The 23,808-nt window shown below is 69.1% G+C and carries 16 protein-coding genes; 6 read left to right on the top strand and 10 right to left on the bottom strand.

The annotated features are described in order from the left end of the window. Positions 1-18: 18 nt before the first annotated feature. Positions 19-894, bottom strand: coding sequence for an MOSC N-terminal beta barrel domain-containing protein (locus tag AB0959_RS26565; protein WP_366829068.1), 876 nt, complete (start codon positions 892-894; stop codon positions 19-21). A gap of 228 nt (positions 895-1,122) precedes the next feature. Then, complete coding sequence (locus AB0959_RS26560; protein ID WP_366829066.1) at positions 1,123-1,785, bottom strand: TetR/AcrR family transcriptional regulator; 663 nt, start codon at positions 1,783-1,785, stop codon at positions 1,123-1,125. 207 nt (positions 1,786-1,992) lie between these two features. On the opposite strand from AB0959_RS26560, the gene AB0959_RS26555 reads away from it, so the two are divergent. Further along, positions 1,993-2,934, top strand: a complete 942-nt coding sequence (locus AB0959_RS26555; protein WP_366829064.1) for an ABC transporter permease — start codon at positions 1,993-1,995, stop codon at positions 2,932-2,934. A 25-nt stretch (positions 2,935-2,959) separates the two neighbouring features. Beyond that, positions 2,960-3,757: an ABC transporter ATP-binding protein gene (locus tag AB0959_RS26550; RefSeq protein WP_366829186.1), complete on the top strand. Its 798-nt coding sequence runs from the start codon at positions 2,960-2,962 to the stop codon at positions 3,755-3,757. A gap of 132 nt (positions 3,758-3,889) precedes the next feature. Here AB0959_RS26550 and AB0959_RS26545 read toward each other — a convergent pair whose 3' ends face one another. The 3 genes from AB0959_RS26545 to AB0959_RS26535 form a co-directional block, all read right to left on the bottom strand. Further along, the gene (locus AB0959_RS26545; RefSeq protein WP_366829063.1) at positions 3,890-5,020 is read right to left on the bottom strand and encodes a glycosyltransferase; all 1,131 of its coding nucleotides are present in this window, start codon (positions 5,018-5,020) and stop codon (positions 3,890-3,892) included. Beyond that, entirely contained in the window at positions 5,017-7,899 is a 2,883-nt protein-coding gene (locus tag AB0959_RS26540) for a bifunctional glycosyltransferase family 2 protein/CDP-glycerol:glycerophosphate glycerophosphotransferase (RefSeq protein ID WP_366829062.1), read from the bottom strand. Before AB0959_RS26540 ends, AB0959_RS26545 begins: the two co-directional genes overlap by 4 nt. Before the next feature lie 302 nt (positions 7,900-8,201). Then, positions 8,202-13,163, bottom strand: a complete 4,962-nt coding sequence (locus AB0959_RS26535) for an NAD-glutamate dehydrogenase (protein WP_366829061.1) — start codon at positions 13,161-13,163, stop codon at positions 8,202-8,204. A gap of 544 nt (positions 13,164-13,707) precedes the next feature. On the opposite strand from AB0959_RS26535, the gene AB0959_RS26530 reads away from it, so the two are divergent. Continuing rightward, positions 13,708-14,274, top strand: a complete 567-nt coding sequence (locus AB0959_RS26530) for a DJ-1/PfpI family protein (protein ID WP_366829060.1) — start codon at positions 13,708-13,710, stop codon at positions 14,272-14,274. A gap of 142 nt (positions 14,275-14,416) precedes the next feature. Here AB0959_RS26530 and AB0959_RS26525 read toward each other — a convergent pair whose 3' ends face one another. Beyond that, positions 14,417-15,082 (bottom strand): HAD hydrolase-like protein, encoded by a 666-nt coding sequence (locus AB0959_RS26525; protein ID WP_366829059.1) that lies wholly within the window; start codon positions 15,080-15,082, stop codon positions 14,417-14,419. Positions 15,083-15,183: 101 nt separating this feature from the next. Then, positions 15,184-15,699, bottom strand: coding sequence for a hypothetical protein (locus AB0959_RS26520; protein ID WP_366829058.1), 516 nt, complete (start codon positions 15,697-15,699; stop codon positions 15,184-15,186). Between the two features lie 370 nt (positions 15,700-16,069). Here AB0959_RS26520 and AB0959_RS26515 point away from each other — a divergent pair, with 370 nt between their 5' ends. Beyond that, entirely contained in the window at positions 16,070-16,753 is a 684-nt protein-coding gene (locus tag AB0959_RS26515) for an Rv3235 family protein (RefSeq protein ID WP_366829057.1), read from the top strand. Between the two features lie 117 nt (positions 16,754-16,870). Here the strand turns inward: AB0959_RS26515 and secA are convergent, their stop codons facing one another. After that, positions 16,871-19,684, bottom strand: a complete 2,814-nt coding sequence (gene secA, locus AB0959_RS26510) for a preprotein translocase subunit SecA (protein WP_366829056.1) — start codon at positions 19,682-19,684, stop codon at positions 16,871-16,873. Positions 19,685-20,029: 345 nt separating this feature from the next. Here secA and AB0959_RS26505 point away from each other — a divergent pair, with 345 nt between their 5' ends. Together AB0959_RS26505 and AB0959_RS26500 are read left to right on the top strand one after the other, a co-directional pair. Beyond that, positions 20,030-20,599 (top strand): GNAT family N-acetyltransferase, encoded by a 570-nt coding sequence (locus AB0959_RS26505; RefSeq protein ID WP_366829055.1) that lies wholly within the window; start codon positions 20,030-20,032, stop codon positions 20,597-20,599. A gap of 68 nt (positions 20,600-20,667) precedes the next feature. Further along, complete coding sequence (locus AB0959_RS26500) at positions 20,668-21,870, top strand: crosslink repair DNA glycosylase YcaQ family protein (RefSeq protein WP_366829054.1); 1,203 nt, start codon at positions 20,668-20,670, stop codon at positions 21,868-21,870. Between the two features lie 50 nt (positions 21,871-21,920). Here the strand turns inward: AB0959_RS26500 and AB0959_RS26495 are convergent, their stop codons facing one another. Both AB0959_RS26495 and raiA read right to left on the bottom strand, forming a co-directional pair. Continuing rightward, a complete protein-coding gene (locus AB0959_RS26495) occupies positions 21,921-22,667 on the bottom strand; it encodes a response regulator transcription factor (protein ID WP_366829053.1) in 747 nt (248 codons plus the stop codon). A gap of 209 nt (positions 22,668-22,876) precedes the next feature. Then, on the bottom strand, positions 22,877-23,605 hold the full coding sequence (gene raiA, locus AB0959_RS26490; RefSeq protein ID WP_366829185.1) for a ribosome-associated translation inhibitor RaiA: 729 nt from the start codon (positions 23,603-23,605) through the stop codon (positions 22,877-22,879). Positions 23,606-23,808 lie beyond the last annotated feature (203 nt).

Here is a 23,808-nt window from a genome sequence, read left to right as displayed (position 1 = left end):
CCAACGCCGGTCGCCCCTTCACACGAGCGTGATGTGATCCCCGCGCCGGATCGTTCCGCCCGAGATCACGTCGGCGTAGACCCCCACGTTCACCTGGTTGTGCCGCGCCGCCGTACGCAGGATGCCCGCATCGTGCGGCAGGTCCCCCTGGGGCAGCGTGATCATGACGCAGCGGGGGCAGGCACCGGTGATCCGCAGGCGTACCTCGTCGCCGATCGCCACCGTGCGCCCGACCCAGTCGTTCTCCACGAAACCCCGCAGGTCCGGACGGGTCTCCACGATGATGTTCGGGCGGAAGCGGCGAGCCTCGAAGCGCCCCTCGGGATAGAGCGCGCGCAGCCTGTCGATCGTCGCCGTCGTCAGCAGGTGCACCACGGCGAGATCGAAGAAGGTCCCCGTCGGCAGGTCCCAGTCGGTCACGGTGTCCCGGTGGTCGAGCCCTGCCATGTCCGGCCAGTACTCCTCCGCCGTCGCGCGGGGCGACTCGTCGTCGCCCTTGGCCGTCGCGAGAGTCGCGAGCGTGACCTCCCGGCCGAGCGCTTCGGACAGCAGCCGGGCCGCGTCGGGCTGGGCGCTCGTCAGGACGGTCCCGTCGGGCAGGGTCAGGCGGACGTCAGGCAGGTGTCCGCCCGCCCGCGGAGGGTCGGCATACGCGGCTCGGAACTCGAAGAAGTTTCCCCACTTGTGCGGATTCTTGGCACCCGCGACCTTGCCCGTCGCCGGATCGACCACGGCGAACTGCCGGTCCCCGAAGAGCCCCCGTTTCGTGACCTCGGAGGCGTTCAACTCCTCCCCCATCATCGACTTCACGGGATAGCGCCACAGTCCGGCAACCGCGCCGGCAGCGCCGGCAGCGACATCCGCCGACGGCAGGTGCGACGAATGCGTTGCCATGGCGGCCTCCTCGGTCATGCTCCTCGGTCATGCTCCGCGGTCATACGCCGAAGCGGAGAACGTCGCGTCGACGCCTCGTCACCATCGCAAACCGCCGGCCACCCCCTGTCAAACGGTGACGTGTGCAATGCGGAGCCGGTCCCGCCGCTTCCTCCCAGGGCACAACAGGATCAGCGCCTCAGGGCTTCACCGGGACGGAGCACACCCGGATGCGCATCCCTACAGCGCCTACAGCGCCTTGAGCGCCCCCGCCGTCGCCCTCGCCAAGCTCGCGAGGTACCCCTTCGGCAGCTTCGGGCCCCGTACGACCACCGCCCGCCAGTACAGCGGACCGGAGATCAGGTCCAGGGTGAGGTCCTCGTCGATCCCGTCCCGCACCTCCCCGCGGGCGACCGCCGACGCGACGATGCCGCTCGCCACGCTCTGCTGGCCCTCGCGCAGCGCCTTCTGCATGGCCTCGGCGATCTCGGGGTTGCGGGCCGCCTCGGCCTGGAGGTCGGGGATGATCTGGCCGGCCACCGGGTGGCGCAGGGCGCGGGACGTGACCTCGTAGAGCAGGCGGAGGTCGCCCTCCAGCGAACCCGTGTCCGGCATCGGCAGGCCCTGGACCGCCACCGCGGAAACCAGGTCGAGGACCAGGTGGAGCTTGGAGCGCCAGCGGCGGTACACCGCCGTCTTGCCGACCCCCGCGCGCCGGGCGATGCCCTCGATGGACATACGGCCGTAGCCGACGGCCGCGAGCTCCTCGAAGACCGCCGCCTGGATGGCCTCGGTCACGTCCTCGCGGAGCACGGCCGCCCCGGCGGGGGCCCGGCGGCGCGGCTGCCGCGGCCGCGTCGACTGCGCTGCTGTCGACTGCGCTGCTGCGGGGGCGTCGGTGTTCGAAGTCATACGAACCAGCATAGGGGCGTGACGACGAAACGGTTGCGTTCCGGCGTTACTTCGGCCTACGGTTGCGTTACGACGATACGGACCCGTCCCGACGTAAGAGCGACGCAAGAGCACGGCAAAAGCAATGCAAAGAGCAGCGCGAAGAGCCGGGCGAAGAGCAGCGCGACGAAGCGTCACGGGATGTCCCCCTAGCCGAAAGCAGCGGATGTGAGCAGCCAGGTACTCCACACACCGCCCCCCGCCACGCCCCCCACGCAGACGCGGGCGCAGGCGCCGACAGGCGAGTCCCCCGAGGAGCTCGCCGCGCGGTACGGCCTCAGCGTCAGCGGCGCCCGCCCCTCCCTGCCCGCGTACGTACGGCAGCTGTGGGCGCGCCGGCACTTCATCACGGCGTTCGCCACGGCCAAGCTCACCGCGCAGTACAGCCAGGCGAAGCTGGGCCAGATCTGGCAGGTGGCCAACCCGCTGCTCAACGCGGCGGTCTACTACTTCATCTTCGGCGTCCTGATGGGCACCAGCCGGGGCGTGCCGGACTACATCCCGTTCCTGGTGACCGGTGTCTTCGTGTGGACGTTCACGCAGAGCTCGATCATGGCGGGGACGCGGGCCATCTCCGGCAGCCTCGGACTCGTCCGCGCCCTGCACTTCCCGCGCGCCGCGCTCCCGATCTCGTACGCGCTCCAGCAGCTGCAGCAGCTGCTGTTCTCGATGGCCGCGCTGGTCGTGATCCTGCTCGCCTTCGGGGTGCCGGTCACCGCGTCCTGGGTGCTGATCGTGCCCGCGCTCACGCTCCAGTTCGTCTTCAACGCCGGCGTCGCGATGATCATGGCCCGGTGGGGGGCCAAGACCCCGGACATCTCCCAGCTGATGCCGTTCGTGCTGCGCACCTGGATGTACATGTCGGGCGTGATGTTCAGCATCAGCAGGGTGCTCGACCACAACGACCTGCCCCACTGGCTGCGCATCCTGCTGGAGTCGAACCCCGCCGCCGTCTACATCGACCTCATGCGGTTCGCGCTGATCGACAGCTTCCACGCGAGCCAGCTCCCCCACCACGTGTGGGCGTACGCCCTCGGCTGGGCGCTGCTCGCCGGCGTCGGCGGGTTCATCTACTTCTGGAAGGCTGAGGAGACGTACGGCCGTGGCTGACATCACCCTGACCCACCTCGAGGACATGGCGCAGGCCGAAGCCCCCGCCGAGCTCGCCCCCACCGTCGTGGTCGACCAGGTCGACATCGTCTACCGGGTCAACGGCACGGGCGCGGGCCGCGGCAGTGCCACCGCCGCGCTCAACCGCATGATGCGCCGCAAGCAGACCGAGAAGGCGGCGGGCGTGCGCAAGGTGCACGCGGTGAAGAACGTGTCCTTCACCGCCTACAAGGGCGAGGCCATCGGGCTCATCGGCACGAACGGCTCCGGCAAGTCCACGCTGCTGAAGGCCGTGGCCGGACTGCTTCCCGTCGAGAACGGCCGTATCTACACCGACGGCCAGCCCTCGCTCCTCGGCGTCAACGCCGCCCTGATGAACGACCTCACCGGCGAGCGGAACGTCTACCTCGGCGGCCTCGCGATGGGCATGTCCCGCGAGCAAATCAGGGAGCGCTACGAGGGGATCGTCGACTTCTCCGGCATCAACGAGAAGGGCGACTTCATCACGCTGCCGATGCGGACGTACTCCTCCGGAATGGCGGCGCGGCTGCGGTTCTCCATCGCCGCGGCCAAGGACCATGACGTGCTGCTGATCGATGAGGCCCTCGCCACGGGGGATCGCTCCTTCCAGGTGCGCTCTGAGGAACGTATTCGTGAGATGCGCAAGCACGCGGGCACCGTGTTCTTGGTGAGCCACAACAACAAGTCGATCCGGGACACGTGTGATCGGGTGCTGTGGCTTGAGCGGGGGGAGCTGCGGATGGATGGGGCCACGGAGGAGGTTCTGGAGGCGTACGAGGAGTTCACGGGTGGGAAGAAGTAGGGGCCGCCTTGGAGCTCGGGGGGAACTGGCTTACTGCGACTGCGGGTCGTTTGTGGTTGCTCGCGCAGTTCCCCGCGCCCCTTACGGGGCACGCGCCCCTTTCAGGGGCGCCCCCACCCCCGGCCTTGAAGGTCACCTCTCCAGGAACCCGAACAGCTCCTCCCAGCGGCGGACGATCTCTTCCGTCGTGTAGCGCTGGATGTTGACGCGGGCCGTGTCGCCCATGCGGTCCCGTAGGTGTTTGTCCGACATCAACACGCCCAGCTTGCGGGCGAGTTCGCCGGTGTTGCCGGGGGCCGCCAGCAGGCCGTCCTCGCCGTCGTGGACGATCTCGTGGACGCCGGGGGCGCAGTCGAAGGCCGCGCACGGGACGGCGGTGGCCATGGCCTCCATCAGGGCCAGCGGGAAGCCCTCACCCCGGGACGACTGGACGAAGACGGAGCCTCCGCGCAGGGCTGCGGGCACGTCGCTGGTACGGCCCATCCACCGCACCGAGTCGTCGAGGCCCAGTTCGGTGCACTGCTTGCGCAGGATCTCCTCGTCCTCGCCGGAGCCGTAGATCTTCAGGGTCCAGTCGGGGTGGCGCGGCGCGACCTCCGCCCAGGCGTCGAGGAGCATGTCGATGCCCTTCTGGTCGTGCAGCCGGCCGATGCTGACGACGGCCTTCTCGGTGCGCGGCGAGGGTTCGGCGGGTATGAAAGGCAGTGGATTCGGCATGAAGGATGTGTTGTTGAGGCCCTGGCCGATCCACAGGTCGGCGTCCTCGCGGGTGAGGACGAGCATGCGGTCGACATTCTCGTAGAATTTCAGGACTCGCTGGAAGCGCGAGCTCTTCCTGCTGTACTCGAACGACTCGTGGCTCATCCCGATGACGGTCAGGCCGGTCGTGTCGGCGAGCCCCACCCACTCCATCGCCCACACCTGCGTGACGATCACGATCGCGCCGGGGCGCGCGGCCCGGAACAGCGAGGTGAGGCGGGTGGCCTTCTCGCGCATGCTCACGTCCCGGGCGCGGCCGGGGCGCGGGGGCTGGCCGTCGTACAGCGTGGTGGTCGGGTACGGGACGTCGCCCAGCTCCATGGGGACCTCGGGCGGGGTGATGCCGACGACGTGCACGCGGTGCCCGCGCTCGGAGAACAGCCGGGCCATCTGGTGAGTCCAACTGGCCACTCCGCCCAGCTCGTTGACGCTGTTGGCGACGAGGAAGACGTCCCTCGACGGGTACGGGTACGGGGACGGGTTCGGGTTCGGGTTCGGCGTCACGCTCGCCTCCACTCGGCGAAGAACTGGTCGACGATGCTCCGGGCGGCATGCCCCTTGTCGTACTCGCCGAAGTCGGCGACGAACCGCTCGCGGGCTCCGGAGAACTTGGCCGACTGCTCCTCCAGCGAACCGAGCGCCGCGTACAGGTCGTCCTCGGTGCGGACGACGGGACCGGGAGCACGTTCGAGCAGGTCGAAGTAGGTGCCGCGGCCCTCGTGCACGTACTCCTCGTAGTCGTAGGTGAAGAAGAACATCGGCCGGTCGAGGAGCGCGTAGTCGAACATCACGGACGAGTAGTCGGTGATCAGACCGTCGGCGAGGGCCAGCAGCGGGGTCACGTCGTGGTGGGACGAGACGTCGATGACGCGGCCCCGGACCGACGGTGGGAGCACGACGTGGTTGAGGTAGTGGGAGCGGACGAGGAGGACGTAGCGGTCGCCGAAGGTGTCGGCGAAGCGCTCCACGTCGAAGGGCAGCTCGAAGCGGCGCTGCCCTCGCCGGCGGAAGGTGGGGGCGTACAGGAGGACCTTCTTGTCCTCGGGGATGCCCAGTTCGGCGGCGAGCGGCGGGCGCCCTGAGGACTGCCGGGCCCGTACGAGCGCGTCGTTGCGCGGGTAGCCCACCCGCAGCAGCGACTTCTCCTTGAGGCGGAAGGCGCGCGCGAGGGTGCGCACGTCGTGCTCGGAGCGGACCAGGAAGCGGTCGAAGCGGTCCAGGGTGCGCTGCTGTTCGGCCTGTTCGGCGCGGGAGCGGAGCTTCCACTCGGGCTCGTCGAACCCCATCCGCTTGAGCGCGGAGCCGTGCCAGGTCTGGATGTACGTCGTCTCGGGACGCTTGGTGAGCTTGAGCGGGTAGCTCTGGTTGTCGATCCAGAACTCGGCGCGGGCCAGGGCCTTCAGATACGGCATCGACCAACGGCGGACCAGCATGGCGTCCTTGGGGAAGCCCTCCGGCTTGTCCGCGTACGCCCACACGGCCTCGAAGTCCAGTCCCTGGCGGCGCATCTCCTCGTAGATCGCGCGGGGGCTGTCGCTGTACTGACGGCCGAGGTGGCTCTCGAAGACGACCAGGCGCTTCTTCACGGGCAGCCGGCGATACGCCTCGTGGTAGAGACGGATCTTGGTGTCCCCGGAGGCCAGCGTCCTGCGCACCGACTTCGCCTTGCGGTAGCCGGACTTGGCGAGCCGTCCTGGGGCACCGTGGATACCGCGCTCGACGAGGGTGTTCGCCTTCTTGTCGGGGACGAGCTGGAAGGCGAGGTGACCGCGGGAGGAGATCTGCGGCTCGATACGGTCGGCGACGAGCCGGGTGAGCCGGGGCCGGACGGGCAACTGCCCGGAGGCGAGGCCCGGTTCGGAGGCGGTGAGCCGGGTGGTGGTGCGTACGCCGTCCACGTCGAGGTGGAGCCGTACGTCCCACACCGCGTCCACGATGCCGACGGGCCTGAGCCCCCGTGCGAGATCGGCGACCGCCTCCCACGCGATGAACTCGCCCTCGTGCCGGGTCGATGCCACGGGAAAGCGGAAGACCTGGAAACGGACACCCTTGCGGCGGGCGGCGAACTCCAGCTCGCCGGTGAGTCGGGCGCCCGGCGGGACGACACCCAGCGGGTTGGTGATGCGCCCGGCGAGGCGGACCGCGCCGCCGACGCCGCCGTACGGGCCCTGGTACTCGGTCAGTTCGTTGCGCAGGAACAGCTTCTCGACCGGCTTGGTGTGGTAGCCGAGCTCGGTGACGTCCAGGACCCGGCGGGCGAAGTCCCCGTCCTCGGGGTCGTCCAGGTGCTCGGCGCACCAGTAGATCCGGCCGTCGCGCTCGACGAGCGGCGCGGAGACCTTGTTCCGGTTGGTGAGCGTGTCCACGGCGGGCAGCAGGTTGTCCCAGTCGCTCTTGCGCAGCAGATAGGCGCAGATGGCGTGGATCGGCTCGGTCTCGTCGTACGCGGCCGGGTCGATCGACTCCAGGTACTCACGGGCGATCGCGGCGAACTCCTGCCGGTAGGCGGCGTCCCGGAACGGCAGGTCACGCAGGTGCAGCACGAGGTCGTGCTTGAGGAACTTGACGTCCTTGTGGAACTTCAGCTCCGCCAGGCCCCGTTCCACGAGGAGCTGGTCGACCCGGCGGTGGATCTCCATACGGTGGGTGAAGTTGGCGATCTCGGCGCGCCGGTTGCTGATCGACTTCGTGGCGGCCGTGCCTGGCTTGTCCACGACGTTCCAGTCGTAGACCCGGTTCGGGATGAGGGTGATGCGGCGGGCGGCGGCGTACGCCTGCGCCGAGAAGAGCAGGTCCTCGTAGTGGATTCCTACGGGGAACTCCAGGCCGTTGTCCAGCAGGAACTCACGCCGGTAGCACTTGTTGGTCGACAGCGTGTCGAAGACCAGCAGGTCGGGCAGCTCGGAGATCGACTCCAGGGTGCGGGTGGTCGCGTACAGCCAGGGGTACCACTTGACCTCCTTGCCGTTGCGCGAGTCCACGTGGACGCGGACGCAGAGCCCGGAGACGAGGTCGGCGCCGGTGGTCTCGGCGGCCTCCAGCATGTTGCGGCAGGCGTTGCGTTCCAGGACGTCGTCACTGTCGAGGAACAGCACGTAGTCGCCGCGGGCCTGCTGGATCCCGTGGTTGCGGGGGGCGCCGCAGCCGCCGCTGTTCTCGGGCAGCCGGTGGGCGTGTACGCGGCCGGGGTGCTCGGCGGCGAGGCGCTGGGCCACCGCGTACGAGCCGTCCGTGCTCCGGTCGTCGACGATGACGACCTCCACGCTCCGCAACGTCTGGTCCAGCACGGAGCGCACCGCCGTGGGGAGCCTGGCCTCGTCGTTGTAGACGATCACGACGACGGACACGGCGGGCGCGGGCGAGCTACGCAGTTCCACGTTCATCCCAATAATCGTAGACATACCGATTCACCCCGACTACACAGAGTAATCCATGTGTAGTCCATCTGGGGGTCGCTTAGGTAGATGTCACGAGGGCGGGATGGGTTGCTTCCAGGCCTTCGCTCCCAGAGGGGGGCGGATGTCTGTTTCGCGGCTGCGGATGCGTCGTGGCTGGTCGCGCCCACGCGGCGGAGCCGCATATCGACACAGCCCCGCGCCCCCAAAAGGGGCGCGGGGAACTGCGCGAGCGACCACAACGAACCGGCAGCCGCGCACCCAACAGGCACCGCCCCTACGGACGCGCCCTAAGAATGCGTGCGCAACAGCGTCCTCATCGTCCGCATCGCCACCGACAGATTCGCCAGATCGAACGAGTCCGAGCTCTGGATCTCCTCCAGCGTCGTGCGCGCCCGGCCCAGGATCGCCGCGTTCTTCTGCTCCCAGCCCTTGAACCGCTGCTCCGGCGTGGCCTCGCCGTTGCCCACCGCCAGGACGTCCGCCGTGAGGGCCGAGTGCGCCGCGTAGAGGTCCTCGCGGATCGCCGCCCGGGCCATGGACTGCCAGCGGTCCGCGCGGGGCAGCTCGATGATGCGGTCCATGAGCTGGGTGATCCGCAGCCGGTCGGCGAGGTCGTAGTACACCTCGGCGACCTCCATCGGCTGCCGTCCCATGCGGTCGGCCACCGCGACGATGTCGACCGTCGGGAAGGCGGAGGAGAACCCGGCGACCCGCGTGGCGAGCTCGTCGGGGACGCCCGCGTCGGTCAGCTCGTCGTAGATCTTCTGGTACCACTCCAGGTCGGCGCCGCGCAGCAGCTTCGGCAGCTCGGCCCAGACCCGCGCCACCCCGTCCTTGAAGAACGCGATGGTCCCGGTGAGCTCCAGCGGCTGCGGCCGGTTGTTGAGCAGCCAGCGCGTGCCGCGCTCGACCAGCCGACGGGAGTGCAGGCGGATACGGGTCTGGACGCCCGCGTCGACCTTGTTGTCCAGCGCCTCCACGCCGTCCCACACCGCGCCGGAGTTGAAGATCGCGCGGGCCGCGGTCTGCGCCCGGACGATCTCCTCCAGGGAGGCTCCGGTCTCCTCCCGCAGACGGTGCAGGAAGCTCGTACCGCCCGTGTTGACCGTGTCGTTGACCAGGACGGTCGTGACGATCTCGCGGCGCAGCGGGTGGCTGTCGATGTTCTCGGGGAACTGCTCGCGCAGCTCGGTCGGGAAGTACGCGTACAGCAGGCCGAGCAGGTACGGGTCGTCGGGCAGCGAGGTGTGCAGCAGCTCCTCGGCGACCGTGATCTTCGTGTACGCGAGGAGGACGGCCGTCTCCGGGCCCGTGAGCCCGTGCCCGGCGCTGAGCCGCTCGCGGATCTGCCGGTCGGTGGGCAGGAACTCCAGCGCCCGGTCGAGGTGGCCCTCGCGCACCAGGTGGCGCATGAAGCGCTGCTGGGCGTGGAGCATGTCCTTGGACTGGGCGAGGGCGTTGGCGATCGCCGTGTTCTGCGCGTAGTTGTTGCGCAGCACCAGATGGCCGACCTCGTCGGTCATCTCGGCGAGCAGCTTGTTGCGCTGCTTGACGGTCATGTCGCCCTCGGTGACCAGGCCGTTGAGCAGGATCTTGATGTTCACCTCGTGGTCGGAGGTGTCCACGCCCGCGCTGTTGTCGATGGCGTCGGTGTTCATCTTCCCGCCGCGCTGCGCGAACTCGATCCGGCCGAGCTGGGTCAGGCCGAGGTTGCCGCCCTCGCCGACGACCTGGACCCGCAGGTCTGCGCCGTCGACGCGGATGGCGTCGTTGGCCTTGTCGCCGACGTCGGCGTGCGTCTCGGTGGACGCCTTGACGTACGTACCGATGCCGCCGTTCCACAGCAGGTCGACCGGTGCCTGGAGGATCGCCTTCATCAGGTCGGCCGGGGTCATCTTGGAGACCTTGCCCTCGATGCCGAGGGCCTCGCGGATGTGGCTGTTGACCGTGATCGCCTTGGCGGTGCGCGGGAACACGCCACCACCGGCGGAGATCAGCTCGGTGTCGTAGTCCTCCCAGGAGGAGCGCGGCAGCTCGAACACGCGGCGGCGCTCGGCGTACGAGGTGGCCGCGTCCGGAACCGGGTCGATGAAGATGTGCCGGTGGTCGAAGGCGGCGACCAGACGGATGTGCTCGCTCAGCAGCATGCCGTTGCCGAACACGTCACCGGACATGTCGCCGATGCCGACGACCGTGAAGTCCTCGGTCTGCGTGTCCACGCCCAGCTCCCGGAAGTGCCGCTTCACGGACTCCCAGGCACCGCGGGCCGTGATGCCCATGCCCTTGTGGTCGTAGCCGGCGCTGCCGCCCGACGCGAACGCGTCGCCGAGCCAGAAGTTGTACGACTGGGCGACCTCGTTGGCGATGTCCGAGAACGTCGCCGTGCCCTTGTCGGCGGCGACCACCAGGTAGGTGTCGTCCTCGTCGTGCCGTACGACGTCGGCGGGCGGCACGACCTCGCCGGCCACCATGTTGTCGGTGATGTCGAGCAGCGCGGAGATGAAGGTCTTGTAGCTCCTGATCCCCTCGGCCATCCAGGCGTCGCGGTCCACGGACGGGTCCGGCAGCTGCTTGGCCACGAAGCCGCCCTTGGCGCCGACGGGCACGATGACGGTGTTCTTCACCATCTGCGCCTTGACCAGGCCGAGGATCTCGGTGCGGAAGTCCTCACGCCGGTCGGACCAGCGCAGACCACCGCGCGCGACCTTGCCGAACCTGAGGTGCACGCCCTCCACCCGCGGCGAGTACACCCAGATCTCGAACGCCGGGCGCGGCGCCGGGAGGTCCGGGATCGCCTGCGGGTCGAACTTCATGGACACGTAGTCGTGCCACTGCCCGCCGCCCGCCTCCTGGAAGAAGTTGGTCCGCAGGGTCGCCTTGATGACGGTCAGGAAGGACCGCAGGATCCGGTCCTCGTCGAGGCTGGCCACCTGGTCGAGGGCGCTGTCCAGCTCCTCGAAGAGCGCGTCGACGAGTTCCAGACCGGCCCGCTGCCGCTCCGGCGACATCCGCGCCTCGAACAGGTTCACGAGCAGACGGGTCGTGTGGACGTTGTTGCGGAGGGTGTCCTCCATGTAGTCCTGGCTGAAGGTGGAGCCGGCCTGGCGCAAGTACTTCGCGTAGGCCCGCAGCACCATCGCCTCGCGCCAGGTGAGCCCGGCGCTCAGCACGAGCGCGTTGAAGCCGTCGTTCTCGGCCTGCCCCCTCCAGGTCGCCGCGAAGGCCTCCTGGAACCGCTCGCGGCCGTCGTCGCCCAGGATGCCGCTCTCGATCAGGGCCTTGGGCAGCCGCAGGCCGAAGTCGTAGATCCAGGCGTTGTTACGGTCCGCGCAGCGCAGCTCGTACGGCCGCTCGTCGACGACCTCGACGCCGAGCCGCTGGAGGACCGGCAGCACCGCGGAGAGGGAGACGGACTCGCCCCGGCGGTAGATCTTGAACCGCCGCTCGCCGGGACCGGCGCCCACGGGCTCGTACAGGCTGAGCGCGAAGTCCTTGCCGCCCTTCTCGCCGTCGCCGAGCTTTTCGAGGTGGACGAGGTCGGCGACCGCCGCGCGCGGACTGTGGTCGGCCTTGTATCCCTCGGGGAAGGCGTTGCCGTAGCGGCGCAGCAGCTCGGCGGCCCGCTCCTCGCCGAGCTCGGCGTTCAGCGCCTCGGAGAACCCGTCGGACCAGGAACGCGCGGCCTCCACCAGCCGGTCCTGGATGCGGTCCTTGTCGGCGTCGCTGAGCTCGGGCAGCTCGGTGCCCTGGGGGACGCGGACCACGAAGTGCAGCCGGGAGAGGATCGACTCGGTGTTCCAGGCCGTGAAGTCGACGCTGATGCCGCCGAGCTCCTCCTTGAGGATGTCGATGATGCGCAGCCGTACGCCGGTCGTGTACCGGTCGCGGGGCAGGTAGACGATGGCGGAGTAGTAGCGCCCGTACTCGTCCTGGCGCAGGTAGAGCCGCAGCTTGCGCCGCTCCTGCAGGTAGAGCACGGAGGTGACGATGGACTGCAGCTCGTCGACGGGCGTCTGGAACAGCTCGTCGCGCGGGTACGTCTCCAGGATCTGCAGCAGGTCGCGCCCGTCGTGGCTGTTGGGCGAGAACCCGGCACGTGCCAGCACGTCGTCGACCTTGCGGCGGATGACGGGAACGCGCCGGACGGACTCGGTGTAGGCGGCGGACGAGAAGAGTCCGAGGAAGCGCCGCTCCCCCACGACGTTGCCCGCCTCGTCGAACTTCTTCACTCCCACGTAGTCGAGGTAGCTCGGCCGGTGGACGGTGGCGCGGCTGTTGGCCTTGGTGAGGACGAGGAGCTTGTGCTCGCGGGCCTTGGCGCGGGCGTCGGCGGGCAGTCGCTCGAAGGAGGGGCTGACGGGGTGGCTCTCCTCCTCCTCGTGGTGCGGGTCGGACCGCAGGATGCCGAGGCCGGTGCCCGGAACGGCGGTCAGCGAGTCGTCCTGGCGCAGCTCGTACTCCCGGAAGCCCAGGAAGGTGAAGTGGTCGTCCGACAGCCAGCGCAGCAGCTCGCGGGCCTCCTCGACCTCGTCGCCGCGCAGGTCGTCCGCGGTGGGTTCGGCGGGCAGCTCGTCGGCGATACGGATCGACGCGTCCCGCATCTTCTCCCAGTCCTCGACGGCTTCCCGCACGTCGGAGAGGACACGCAGCAGATCGTTGGTGATCTGCTTCAGATCGGCCCGGTCGGTCTCACGGTCGATCTCGACATGGATCCACGACTCGGTGTGCGCGTCGTGCGGCAACTCGCCGCCGCGCGGGGTGTTGAGCACCTCGATGAGCTTGCCGGTGACGTCGCGGCGCACGATGACCTGCGGGTGGATGACGACGTGGATGCCGCGCCCCTGCCGGGACAGCTCGTTGGTGACGGAGTCGACGAGGAAGGGCATGTCGTCGGTGACGACTTCCACGATGGAGTGGCTGCAGGTCCAGCCGTTCTCCTCGACGGTCGGGGTGTGGACCCGCACGCTGGCCGTGCCCTGGGGGCGGTTCTCGGCCAGCCGGTAGTGGGAGAACGCGGCTCCGATGACGTCGACCGGGTCGCGGTCGGCCAGGTCCTCCGGGGCCGTGTGGAGGTAGTAGCGCTGGAGGAACGCGAGCATGGTGTCCCGGTCCGCGGTGCCGTCCGAGGTGCCGGGGGTGCCCTCGCTCGTCGTCCCGGTGGGAAGGTGCCCCCCGACCGGGCTGTTCTCAGCTACCCGAGCGGCCCTCTCCAGCAACTCGGCCTTGGCTTCGTCCAGCTTGGTCTGCATTGTCCTCTGGCTCCTGTCGCGCGCCGTTGCGTGACGTAGAAGGAAGTACGGTCCCTCCCTGCCGACGTGACGCCGAGACGCGGGGTGTCCGGTCCTGATCCGACGCTATGCCGCAAGGTGAGATGTGCGGGGGTTTCTGAGCCATTTTTGAGCTCCCCGACAGGTGTGACGCTGCTCTCGGTGGCGTCCGCGCCCAGGGAGTGCTCGGCGTCCCGGGAAGCCTCGATGTCCCGCCCCGCCCGCGAAGACCAGCGACCGCCACCCGGTCACGGCTGTCGACCGTGCTCTCCGGGCGCAGGGCAGGGACGACGAGGCCCCCGCGAAATATCGCGCTGATCACGCCACAAGGCTATCGCTCCGGACGGGGGCCCCGTCATGAGCCGTATGTGTACAAAACCGGGGCCGGAAGTTTGACGTTCTGCACAGCACGGGGCCGTCCGCCCGCTTCGCACCCGGGCGTTTTGAGGACGAACCCGTTCAGACCGATTGTGGGCGATAGTGGGGGTCTGGGGGCGCACACCACGGCTGAGGGGAGCTCAGCGACATGTCAGCCAAGATTTTGATCATCACCGGCGACGCGGCGGAGTCACTGGAGGTCCTGTACCCGTACCAGCGCCTGCGCGAGGAGGGCTACGAGGTCCACATCGCCGCCCCCGCCCGCAAGAAGCTCCAGTTCGTCGTCCACGACTTCGAACCAGGCTTCGACACCTACACCGAGAAGCCCGGCTACACCTGGCCCGCCGACCTCGCCTTCTCCGAGGTCGATCCCGGCGAGTACGTCGCCCTGGTCGTCCCGGGCGGCCGTGCCCCGGAATACCTCCGCAACGATCCCGAACTCCGCAAGATCCTCAAGTCCTTCTTCGACACGGACAAACCGGTCGCCCAGATCTGCCACGGTCCCCTGCTGACCGCCGCCGTGGACAGCCTGCGCGGCCGCCGCGTCACCGCGTACCCGGCGCTGGAGCTGGACATGCAGGCGGCCGGCGCCACGTTCCAGGACGCGGAGGCCGTGGTCGACGGCACCCTCGTCTCGTCCCGCGCCTGGCCGGACCACTCCGGCTGGATGCGCGAGTTCCTCACGATCCTGCGAGCCAAGGCGCCCGTGACCTGACCTGAAGTGATGCAGCTGAACCGAACCCGGCCAGCCACTGCTCGGGCCCGGAGGCGGTGGCACACGGAGCGCCGGCAACAGCCGCCCGGCCGGCTGTCGCCCGACCGGCTGTCGCCCGACCGCAGCCGTCAGGCCGCAGCCGTCAGGCCGCCAACCGCTCGGCCTCCGCGACCGCCTCCTCCAGGGTGTCCACCACGGGCACCCCCACCACCTCGAGGCTGGCGCGGCTGTGGGAACCGCCGGTGTACAGCACCGCCTGCGCGCCCACGTGCCGCGCGGCCACCGCGTCGTCGGCGGCGTCCCCGATCACCACCACCCGGGTCGGCTGCACACCGGCGAGCGCGCCCACGTGCCGCACCATGTGCTCGGCCTTGCTGCCACCGGACGGCCCGGTCCGCCCGTCGACCCGTAGGAAGTGCGGCTCGATCCCGAACCCCCGCACGAGCGGGACCAGCTCCTCATGCCCGTACATGCTGAGGATCGACTGGCTGCGCCCCGCCGACTGCCAGTCCGCGAGGATCGTCGGCACGCCTTCGGTCAGCCCGCAGGTCGTGCGGTGCTCCAAGTAGTACCGGTGGAAGATCTCGTCCATCATCTCCCACTCCTCGTCCGTCGGCAGCCGCCCTATCAGCCGCTCATAGAACTTGGGCACCGGCACGCAGTACAACGCCCGGTACCGCTCCAGTGTGAGCGGCTCGATGCCCAGCTCGGCGAACGCCGCGTTCGTCGCCCCGATGATCGCCTCGTTGTCGTGGAACAGGGTCCCGTTCCAGTCCCAGACGATGTGCGCTGCTCCGTGCTTCCCCATACCAAGAACGTACCCGGCACGACTGACAACGCATCGTGACCGCCCACCGCACGCCCGTGTCCGACTCCTTCGCGCCGGTCGCCAGGACCGGTCGCCGCAGGTCAGTCCCCCAGTCCCACCAGGTTGGGAATCTCCTGCGTGGCGAACCACAACAGCTCGTGGTCCTCGGCACCGTCAACGGTGAACTGGGCGTCGTCGTCCCCCTGATCGGCCGCGCCCAGCGCGTCCGCGGCGGCGGCCACGTCGGTCTCGGCGTCATCGGAGTCGACGTGCACGGCCGCCGCCCTGGCCAGCGGGACGGGACCGGCGACCCGTACCTCGCCGAGCGCCGCGGAGTCGAGCCCGCGGTCGGGATCGGCCGCGGCGGCCCCGTCGGCGACGTCGACGGCGACGACCACGCGCCGGCGGACCACCCCGGGCTCCACGGCGAGGAGCCGCAGCGAGGCGACGGCGGCGCGGTTGAGGGCCGCGTACTCGAGCTCCTCGATGTCGTCGGAGAGGTACCACTCGCGCAGAGCGGGCGTGACGGCGTACGCGACGAACGGCCCTTCTCCCAGCTCACCCGTCTTGTACGCCTCGGCGAGACCGGGAAGGGTCAGAGGGACGTAGACGCGCATGACGAGCCGCTTTCGTAGTCGGGAAGGGCCACCGGAAGGACACGGGAAACGCGGGGGAGCCTTCGACAGGACCGGTCCGTGGTCCCGCACCTCCGGTGAGTCACCCCAGGATACGTGCGGGCGTCCCCCATCGGGTCCCCACCCGCGCCGTCCACGGCGTCCACCCGCCACTCCCCGATCACCCGGTACACCCCAGTGCCCCCAAGGGTTCCGCACCTCCGGATCACCCTGATAGGTGAAGAATCCGGCGCCCCGGCGGCGTGCCCGGCTTCGTTGCGGCGCTCCCCTCCGGCCCCGTACAAGATCCCCAACCACGAAGTTACCGACCGGTATCCCCTGAGCGGTCGGTTCACGGAACGGGGAACCCCCAATGAACAAGGTCATGACCAGGACCCGGCGCCACCCCGCCACCCGCACCCGCCCGCCGGTCCGACACGACACGCGCCACGACACCCGCCACCCCGGCGGCAACCCGACCCGCACGGCCCCGCCCCGCACGGCTCCGGGCCACAGCCGCCCCTCCACGACACCGGGCTCCACCACACCGGGCTCCGCGGCGAGCGGCACGATGGCGGTCGGCACGGCAGCAACCGGCACGGCAGCGGCCGGCACAGCGGCGACCGGCACGACAGCGGCCGACACGGCGGTCCTCGGCGGCCCCGTCCGCCCGCCGGCACCCTGCGCGGCCCCGCTCATGCCCGCTCTTCCCCAGCCGCGCCCCACCGACCACTTCGCCGACCTCCTCCTGGCGGTGCTGAGCGGTCAGCGTCCGGTCCACAGCATGCTGCGCCACACCGTCGGACGCGCGTACGACGAACTGGCCTGGCTCGCCGAACGCGGCCCCCTGCGCACGACCCGCGGTACCCGCCCGGTCGTCCGCGACATCGGCTACTACGAGCCCCGCCCCGGAGCCATCGAGGCATTCGCCCGCATCGGCGCCGGTGACCAGCTCCGGGCCATGGCCTTCCGCCTGGAACACGGCCCCGACCACCGCTGGCGCTGCACAGCCGTGGAACTGGGCGGCCCGAGAATGCCCGGCACGGACGAGGACTGACGCACGAGGACGGACGCACAAGGACGGACCGGAGCAATCGGCGATGGCCGTACGCAGAAGGGCCGGGCACTCGCAAGTGCCCGGCCCTTCACACGGCTGTCTCGCCGAAGGTACCCGTTACTTCTTGCGGCGCCGACCGCCCTTGGCCTGCTTGCGGCGCTCCGCGCGCGTGAGGCCGTCGGCCTCGGAACGGACGGGCTCGTCCTCGGCGAAGTCGCCCTCGATGATGCCGCCCTCACCGTCCACGGTGGGCGCGGAGAAGTGCAGGCGCTCACGGCGCTGCGGGGCCTCCAGCCCCTTGGCGCGGATCTCGGGACGGGCGCCCGCCTGGGCCGGAACCGCGTCCTCCTTCTTCTCCAGCGAAGGCTTCTCGTCCTCGACCGGAACCTCCTCGACCTGCTGCTCGACCTGGACCTCCAGGTTGAACAGGTAGCCGACGGACTCCTCCTTGATGCCCTCCATCATGGCCTGGAACATGTCGAAGCCCTCGCGCTGGTACTCGACCAGCGGGTCCTTCTGGGCCATCGCGCGCAGGCCGATGCCCTCCTGGAGGTAGTCCATCTCGTAGAGGTGCTCGCGCCACTTGCGGTCCAGGACCGACAGGACCACCCGGCGCTCCAGCTCACGCATGATCTCGGAGCCGAGCTGCGCCTCGCGCCCCTCGTACTGCTCGGTGATGTCGTCCCTGATGGACTCGGCGATGAACTCGGCGGTCAGCCCGGCACGGTCACCGGCCGCCTCCTCCAGCTCGTCGACGGTGACCTTCACCGGGTAGAGCTGCTTGAACGCGCCCCACAGCCGGTCGAGGTCCCACTCCTCGGCGAAGCCCTCGGCGGTCTCGGCCTGGATGTAGGCGTCGATCGTGTCGTCCATGAAGTGCTTGATCTGCTCGTCCAGGTCCTCGCCCTCGAGGACGCGGCGCCGCTCGCCGTAGATGACCTCGCGCTGGCGGTTGAGGACCTCGTCGTACTTCAGGACGTTCTTACGGGTCTCGAAGTTCTGCTGCTCGACCTGCGACTGGGCGGAGGCGATCGCGCGGGTGACCATCTTGTTCTCGATCGGCACGTCGTCCGGGACGTTCGCCATCGACATCACGCGCTCGACCATCTGGGCCTTGAACAGACGCATCAGGTCGTCGCCCAGGGAGAGGTAGAAGCGGGACTCGCCGGGGTCGCCCTGACGGCCGGAACGACCGCGCAGCTGGTTGTCGATACGGCGCGACTCGTGCCGCTCGGTGCCCAGCACATAGAGCCCGCCGAGTTCCTTGACCTCTTCGAACTCGGCCTTCACGGCCCGCTCGGCCTTCTCCAGGGCGGCGGGCAGGGCGTGGGCCCACTCCTCGATGTGCTCCTCGGGGTCGAGGCCGCGCTGGCGCAGCTCCGCCTCGGCGAGGTCGTCGGGGTTGCCGCCGAGCTTGATGTCGGTACCACGACCGGCCATGTTCGTGGCCACCGTCACGGCGCCCTTGCGGCCGGCCTGGGCGACGATCGTCGCCTCACGGTCGTGCTGCTTGGCGTTCAGCACCTCGTGCTGGATGCCGCGCTTGGAGAGCTGCTGCGAGAGGTACTCGGACTTCTCGACCGACGTCGTACCGACGAGGATCGGCTGGCCCTTCTCGTGCTTCTCGGCGATGTCGTCGACCACCGCGTCGAACTTGGCGACCTCGGTGCGGTAGATCAGGTCCGACTGGTCCTTGCGGACCATCGGCTTGTTGGTCGGGATCGGGACGACGCCGAGCTTGTAGATCTGGTGGAACTCGGCGGCCTCGGTCATCGCCGTACCGGTCATGCCGGAGAGCTTGCCGTAGAGGCGGAAGAAGTTCTGCAGGGTGATCGTGGCGAGCGTCTGGTTCTCGTCCTTGATGTCCACCCCTTCCTTCGCCTCGATCGCCTGGTGCATGCCCTCGTTGTAGCGGCGGCCTGCGAGGATACGGCCGGTGTGCTCGTCGACGATCATGACCTCGCCGTCGATGACGACGTAGTCCTTGTCCTTCTTGAAGAGCTCCTTGGCCTTGATGGCGTTGTTCAGGTAGCCCACCAGCGGCGTGTTCACCGACTCGTAGAGGTTGTCGATGCCCAGCCAGTCCTCGACCTTGCTGACACCGGACTCATGGATGGCGACCGTGCGCTTCTTCTCGTCGACGTCGTAGTCGCCGGTCTCCTCCATGCCCTTCAGCGGATTGCCCGCCTCGCCGCGCTTGAGGCGCGTGACCAGCTTGGCGAAGTCGCCGTACCACTTGGTGGCCTGGTCGGCCGGGCCGGAGATGATCAGCGGCGTACGGGCCTCGTCGACGAGGATGGAGTCGACCTCGTCGACGATCGCGAAGTTGTGGCCGCGCTGGACGAGCTCGTCCTGGGACCACGCCATGTTGTCGCGGAGGTAGTCGAAGCCGAACTCGTTGTTCGTGCCGTACGTGATGTCGCAGCCGTACTGCTCGCGGCGCTGGGCCGGCGTCATGTTGGCCAGGATGCAGCCGACGGTCAGGCCCAGGAACTTGTGGACGCGGCCCATCATCTCGGAGTCGCGCTCGGCCAGGTAGTCGTTGACCGTGATCAGGTGGACGCCGTCCCCGGACAGGGCGTTCAGATACGCCGGCAGCGTACCCACCAGGGTCTTGCCCTCACCGGTCTTCATCTCGGCCACGTAGCCGAGGTGGAGTGCCGCGCCGCCCATCATCTGCACGTCGTAGTGCCGCTGGCCGAGGACTCTCTTGGCCGCCTCACGGACGGTGGCGAAGGCCTCGGGGAGCAGGTCGTCGAGGCTCTCGCCGTCGGCGTAGCGCTGCTTGTACTCATCGGTGAGGGCCCGCAGCTCGGCGTCGGAGAGGTCGACGAAATCCTCTTCGATGGACTTGACCTGGTCCGCGATGCGGTGCAGCTTGCGCAGGATCTTGCCTTCGCCTGCACGCATGATCTTTGAGAGGACGGACACGGGGGTTTGTCTCCTTGCCGATCGGGCCTGGGACGGTCGGTTTTCCATGGACAGGTTCAATGACAGCTTCAATACCAGTTGAGCAACGGCCATCGTAAGCGAGGACCCCACCGTGCCGGGAGGTCTGGCCGTGACAGCCACTAGGACAACGGACGTGCGAGACGGATGGTGCCGCGTTCCGTCCACGAAATGCGCGAAATGTGATCAGACCCTCACGCACCGCGAACAACACGGACCACAAAACGGCGTCCGGCTGACCGGACACCGGCCGACCAGGTCCGACATCGACCGGCCCGGTATCGAAAAGGATGGCGCTCTCCCGCCGCAGCGAGCCAGAATCGCCCGATGGACCCCGTCACCCTGACCACCGACCGGCTCGTCCTGCGCACGGTGGGCCCGCACGACACCGAGGCGGTGTACGCGGCCGCGCAGGACCCCGAGATCCAGCGCTGGACCATGATCCCGTCGCCGTACCTGCGCGAGCACGCGGAGCTGTTCGTCGGTCAGATGGCGCCCGACGGGTGGGCGGACTCCTCGATGTACACGTTCGGCGTCTTCCTCCCCTCCGGGGAGCTGGCGGGCATGCTCGGCATCACCATGCGCTCGCTCGGCACCGGCGAGATCGGCTTCTGGGCGACGAAGGAGCACCGCGGCAACGGCTACATCACCGAGGCCGCCCTCGCCGTCTCCCGCTGGGCCTTCACCTCCGTGGCGATCGACCGTGTGGAGTGGCGCGCCGAGGTCGGCAACACGGCGTCCCGCGCGGTGGCCGACAAGGCGGGCTTCACCCTGGAGGGCACCCTCCGCTCCGCGATCGACAACAAGGGCGTACGCCGCGACTGCTGGGTGGCCTCTCTTCTCCCCTCGGACCTGGGCCTGCCGTCGACGGCACCGTACGTGCCGGGCCGGCCGTAACGTCCCTGCGCAGCCCGGAATCCCGGGCTCGGGCCCCGTTGTCAGTGGCACCCCCTATCGTGCGGACCATGACGACCCTGCCGCGCCCCACCGCCCAGCTCTCCGCCGACGAGGCCCGTCGCATCGCCCTGCGGGCCCAGGGTTTCCTGGGTGCACCCAACCGCAAGGGCGGCGTGCGGGGTGTGCTGCGGCATCTGGGCGCGGTCCAGCTCGACACCATCTCGGTCCTCGCCCGCTCGCACGAACTCATCCCGTACGCCCGCCTCGGCGCGGTGGGCCGCGGGACGGTGGACAGGGCGTACTGGTCGACCGCCCCGGTCAGCACGTCTCCGAAACAACCGCACGCCTTCGAGTACTGGTCTCACGCCGCCTGCATCCTCCCCATCGAGGAGTGGCCCCACTTCGCGTTCCGCCGCCGCGCCTACCGCTCCCGCCCGCACTGGAACCACGCGCTGCCGGACGGCGCGTACGACCGCGTCATCAAGCAGCTCCGCGCGGAAGGGCCCCTGACGGCCACGGAGTTGGGCGGCGCGAAGCGGACCAGTGAGTGGTGGGACTGGTCCGGCGAGAAGGTCGCCGTCGAGCGGGCCCTGATGTACGGCGAGGTGGTCTGCGTCGAACGCCGCGGCTGGAAGCGGGTGTACGACCTCGCCGAGCGAGCGATCCCGGCGGAGCTGCTGCACGACGAGCTGGACGACACCGAGTGCCTGCGCCGCCTGGTCCGCCTCGCCGGCGAGGCCCTGGGCGTCGGCACGCGCGCGGACATCGCCGACTACCACCGTCTCAAGGCCGAGCAGGTCGACGCGGTGATCGCGGACTCCGGCCTGGTCCCGGTGACGGTCGCGGGCTGGGGCAAGCCCGCCTGGGCCGACCCGGCGGCCCTGGAGACGGCACCGCGTGGCCGCCACCGTACGACGCTCCTGTCCCCCTTCGACTCCCTGATCTGGGAGCGGGCCCGGACCGAGCGCATCTTCGGCTTCACCCACCGCCTGGAGGCCTACACCCCCAAACAGAAGCGTGTGTACGGCTACTTCGCGATGCCGGTCCTCGCCGGAGGCCACCTCGTCGGCCGCGTCGACCCCGCTCGCGACGGCCGCACCCTGGTCGCCAAGCAGATAAACCTCGTCGGCCCCAAGGCAGTTCCCGGGGTGGCCCAGGCCCTGCGAGAGGCAGCGAGCTGGGTGGACTGCACGGACGTACGCGTGGAGCGGGTGGACACCCCGGAGCTGCGCGAACCCCTCACGAGGGAGCTGAACCGCACCCTCGCCTGACCGCCACCGAGTTCCGCGCTTCCGTGCTTCCGTGCTTCCGACCCGTACGCCTAACGGATCTCGAGGATCTTCTCCCGCATCGCGTACACCACGGCCTCCATCCTGGAGTGCAGCTGCAGTTTCTCCAGGATGTTGCGCACGTGGTTCTTCACCGTGTTCTCGGAGATGAACAACTCCTTGGCGATATCACGGTTGTTCATTCCCGTCGCCACGAGTTTGAGGACCTCCAGCTCACGATCCGTCAATCGCGGCGCCGGCACGAGCCGGCGCTCATCGGTCCGCTGGATCATGGACTTGAACTCGGTGAGCAGTTTCGACGCCATGGAGGGACTGATCTGCGACTGCCCGTCGGCGACCGCGCGAATGGCCGTGGCCACCTCGTCCGTGGAGATCTCCTTCAGGAGATAACCGGTCGCGCCCGCCTTGATCGCGTCGTAGAGGTCGGCCTCCTCGTCGCTGATCGTCAGCATGATGATCTTCGCGCTGGGGGCCACCTCCTTGATGGAGGTGCACGCCTCGATCCCGCCGCGCTTGGGCATCCGTACGTCCATCAGCACGATGTCGGGCAGCAGATCGGCCGCCTTGTCGACCGCCTCCGCCCCGTCACCGGCCTCGCCCACGACCTGGATGTCCTCCTCGGCCGCGAGCACGATCTCCAAGCCCCGGCGGAAGAGCGCGTGGTCGTCCACGACGAGCACCCGGATGGGCTCCTTGCGTGGGGAGCCCGCCTCCGAGCCCATGCCGACGACGCCGCCGTCGGCATCCTCGTCACGCATCGGTCCGAAGCTGTCCGCCATCGTTCCTCCCCCTAGAAGGCCGTGGCCTGTGTTTCTGTGCCATCGCCAACCAAAGGCAACAGCCCACCGGTTGGGGCCGGTCCAGCCATGATTTCATGCCTGGGCTGCGGAGCGGTGACAGAGCGGTGCATCGAGGGGTCGCACACGGGTGCCCCTGGGGGCGCACACGCGCGCTCCAGGGGCACCCGATCGACTGTCACCCGGCGAGGTCAGCCGCCGAGCGCACCACCCGGGGCAGCCGAACGCCCTTCGGCCACCATCGGATCGGTGCTGAGGTGGATGACGCCGTAGTCGTAGGCGTGCCGCCGGTAGACGACACTGGGTTCCTTGGTCTCGGAGTCGATGAAGAGATAGAAGTCGTGCCCGACCAGCTCCATCTCGTAGAGCGCCTGGTCAAGGGTCATCGGGGACGCGACATGGGTCTTCTCGCGGACGACGAGGGGGCCTTCACCCTTGACCTCCAGCGAGCCGATCTTCTTGGTGGGAACACCGTCCGGCTGCTCTTCCTCGTCGACGGCCTTGCCGTTCCCGTTCAGCGTCGCCACGCCCGGGACGTGGTCGGGGACCTCGGCTGCCGTGAGCCGTCGGGCTCCACGGCGCGTGAAACGCTTGTCGTGCTGCCTGCGCAGCCGGGCTTCCAGCTTCTCCGCCGCCAGGTCGAGCGCCGCATACGGATCGCTGGCCGCTGCTTCCGCCCGGATCACCGGACCGCGGGAGTGGAGCGTGATCTCCACTCGATCCGACCGGTCGGCCTGCCGGGGGTTGGGCTCCTTGGACACCTCGACGTCGAGGCTGATCACCTTGCCGTCGAGCTTCTGGATCTTCTCCAGCTTCAGCTTCTCGGCCACGTGCTTGCGGAACCGCTCGGGCACCTCGGTCTTGCGGCCCTTGACGACGATGTCCACGCAGAACTCCGTTCCCGGATCGCCCCGCGCCAGTGCGGAGCGTCTCCCTTGTGCATCACCAGGCCCCGGTACGTCCCGGAGCCTCGGACTTGGTGACTGCCACCTCCTCCTCCCCCATGGACGAGATCTCCGCCCTGCCGTCGCGGGTGATTACAGAAAACCCGCAGCACGGCATTCGGATATGCGAGGAACGGCCACCGCCTTTCCCTCACAACCGAACATATCTCGCCCGGACG

The sequence above is a fragment of the Streptomyces sp. NPDC046862 genome, from assembly GCF_040704615.1.
GTDB lineage: Bacteria > Actinomycetota > Actinomycetes > Streptomycetales > Streptomycetaceae > Streptomyces.
The sequence above is the reverse complement of the archived record's forward strand: the minus strand, read 5'-3'. Positions and strand labels throughout refer to the sequence as shown.

Excerpts from the sequence above, each read along its gene's own strand:
- AB0959_RS26565 (WP_366829068.1), bottom strand. The coding sequence starts at position 894 with ATGGCAACGCATTCGTCGCACCTGCCGTCGGCGGATGTCGCTGCCGGC.
- AB0959_RS26560 (WP_366829066.1), bottom strand. The coding sequence starts at position 1,785 with ATGACTTCGAACACCGACGCCCCCGCAGCAGCGCAGTCGACAGCAGCG.
- AB0959_RS26550 (WP_366829186.1), top strand. The coding sequence starts at position 2,960 with ATGGCGCAGGCCGAAGCCCCCGCCGAGCTCGCCCCCACCGTCGTGGTC.
- AB0959_RS26540 (WP_366829062.1), bottom strand. The coding sequence starts at position 7,899 with ATGAACGTGGAACTGCGTAGCTCGCCCGCGCCCGCCGTGTCCGTCGTC.
- AB0959_RS26535 (WP_366829061.1), bottom strand. The coding sequence starts at position 13,163 with ATGCAGACCAAGCTGGACGAAGCCAAGGCCGAGTTGCTGGAGAGGGCC.
- AB0959_RS26530 (WP_366829060.1), top strand. The coding sequence starts at position 13,708 with ATGTCAGCCAAGATTTTGATCATCACCGGCGACGCGGCGGAGTCACTG.
- AB0959_RS26525 (WP_366829059.1), bottom strand. The coding sequence starts at position 15,082 with ATGGGGAAGCACGGAGCAGCGCACATCGTCTGGGACTGGAACGGGACC.
- AB0959_RS26520 (WP_366829058.1), bottom strand. The coding sequence starts at position 15,699 with ATGCGCGTCTACGTCCCTCTGACCCTTCCCGGTCTCGCCGAGGCGTAC.
- AB0959_RS26515 (WP_366829057.1), top strand. The coding sequence starts at position 16,070 with ATGAACAAGGTCATGACCAGGACCCGGCGCCACCCCGCCACCCGCACC.
- AB0959_RS26505 (WP_366829055.1), top strand. The coding sequence starts at position 20,030 with ATGGACCCCGTCACCCTGACCACCGACCGGCTCGTCCTGCGCACGGTG.
- AB0959_RS26500 (WP_366829054.1), top strand. The coding sequence starts at position 20,668 with ATGACGACCCTGCCGCGCCCCACCGCCCAGCTCTCCGCCGACGAGGCC.
- AB0959_RS26495 (WP_366829053.1), bottom strand. The coding sequence starts at position 22,667 with ATGGCGGACAGCTTCGGACCGATGCGTGACGAGGATGCCGACGGCGGC.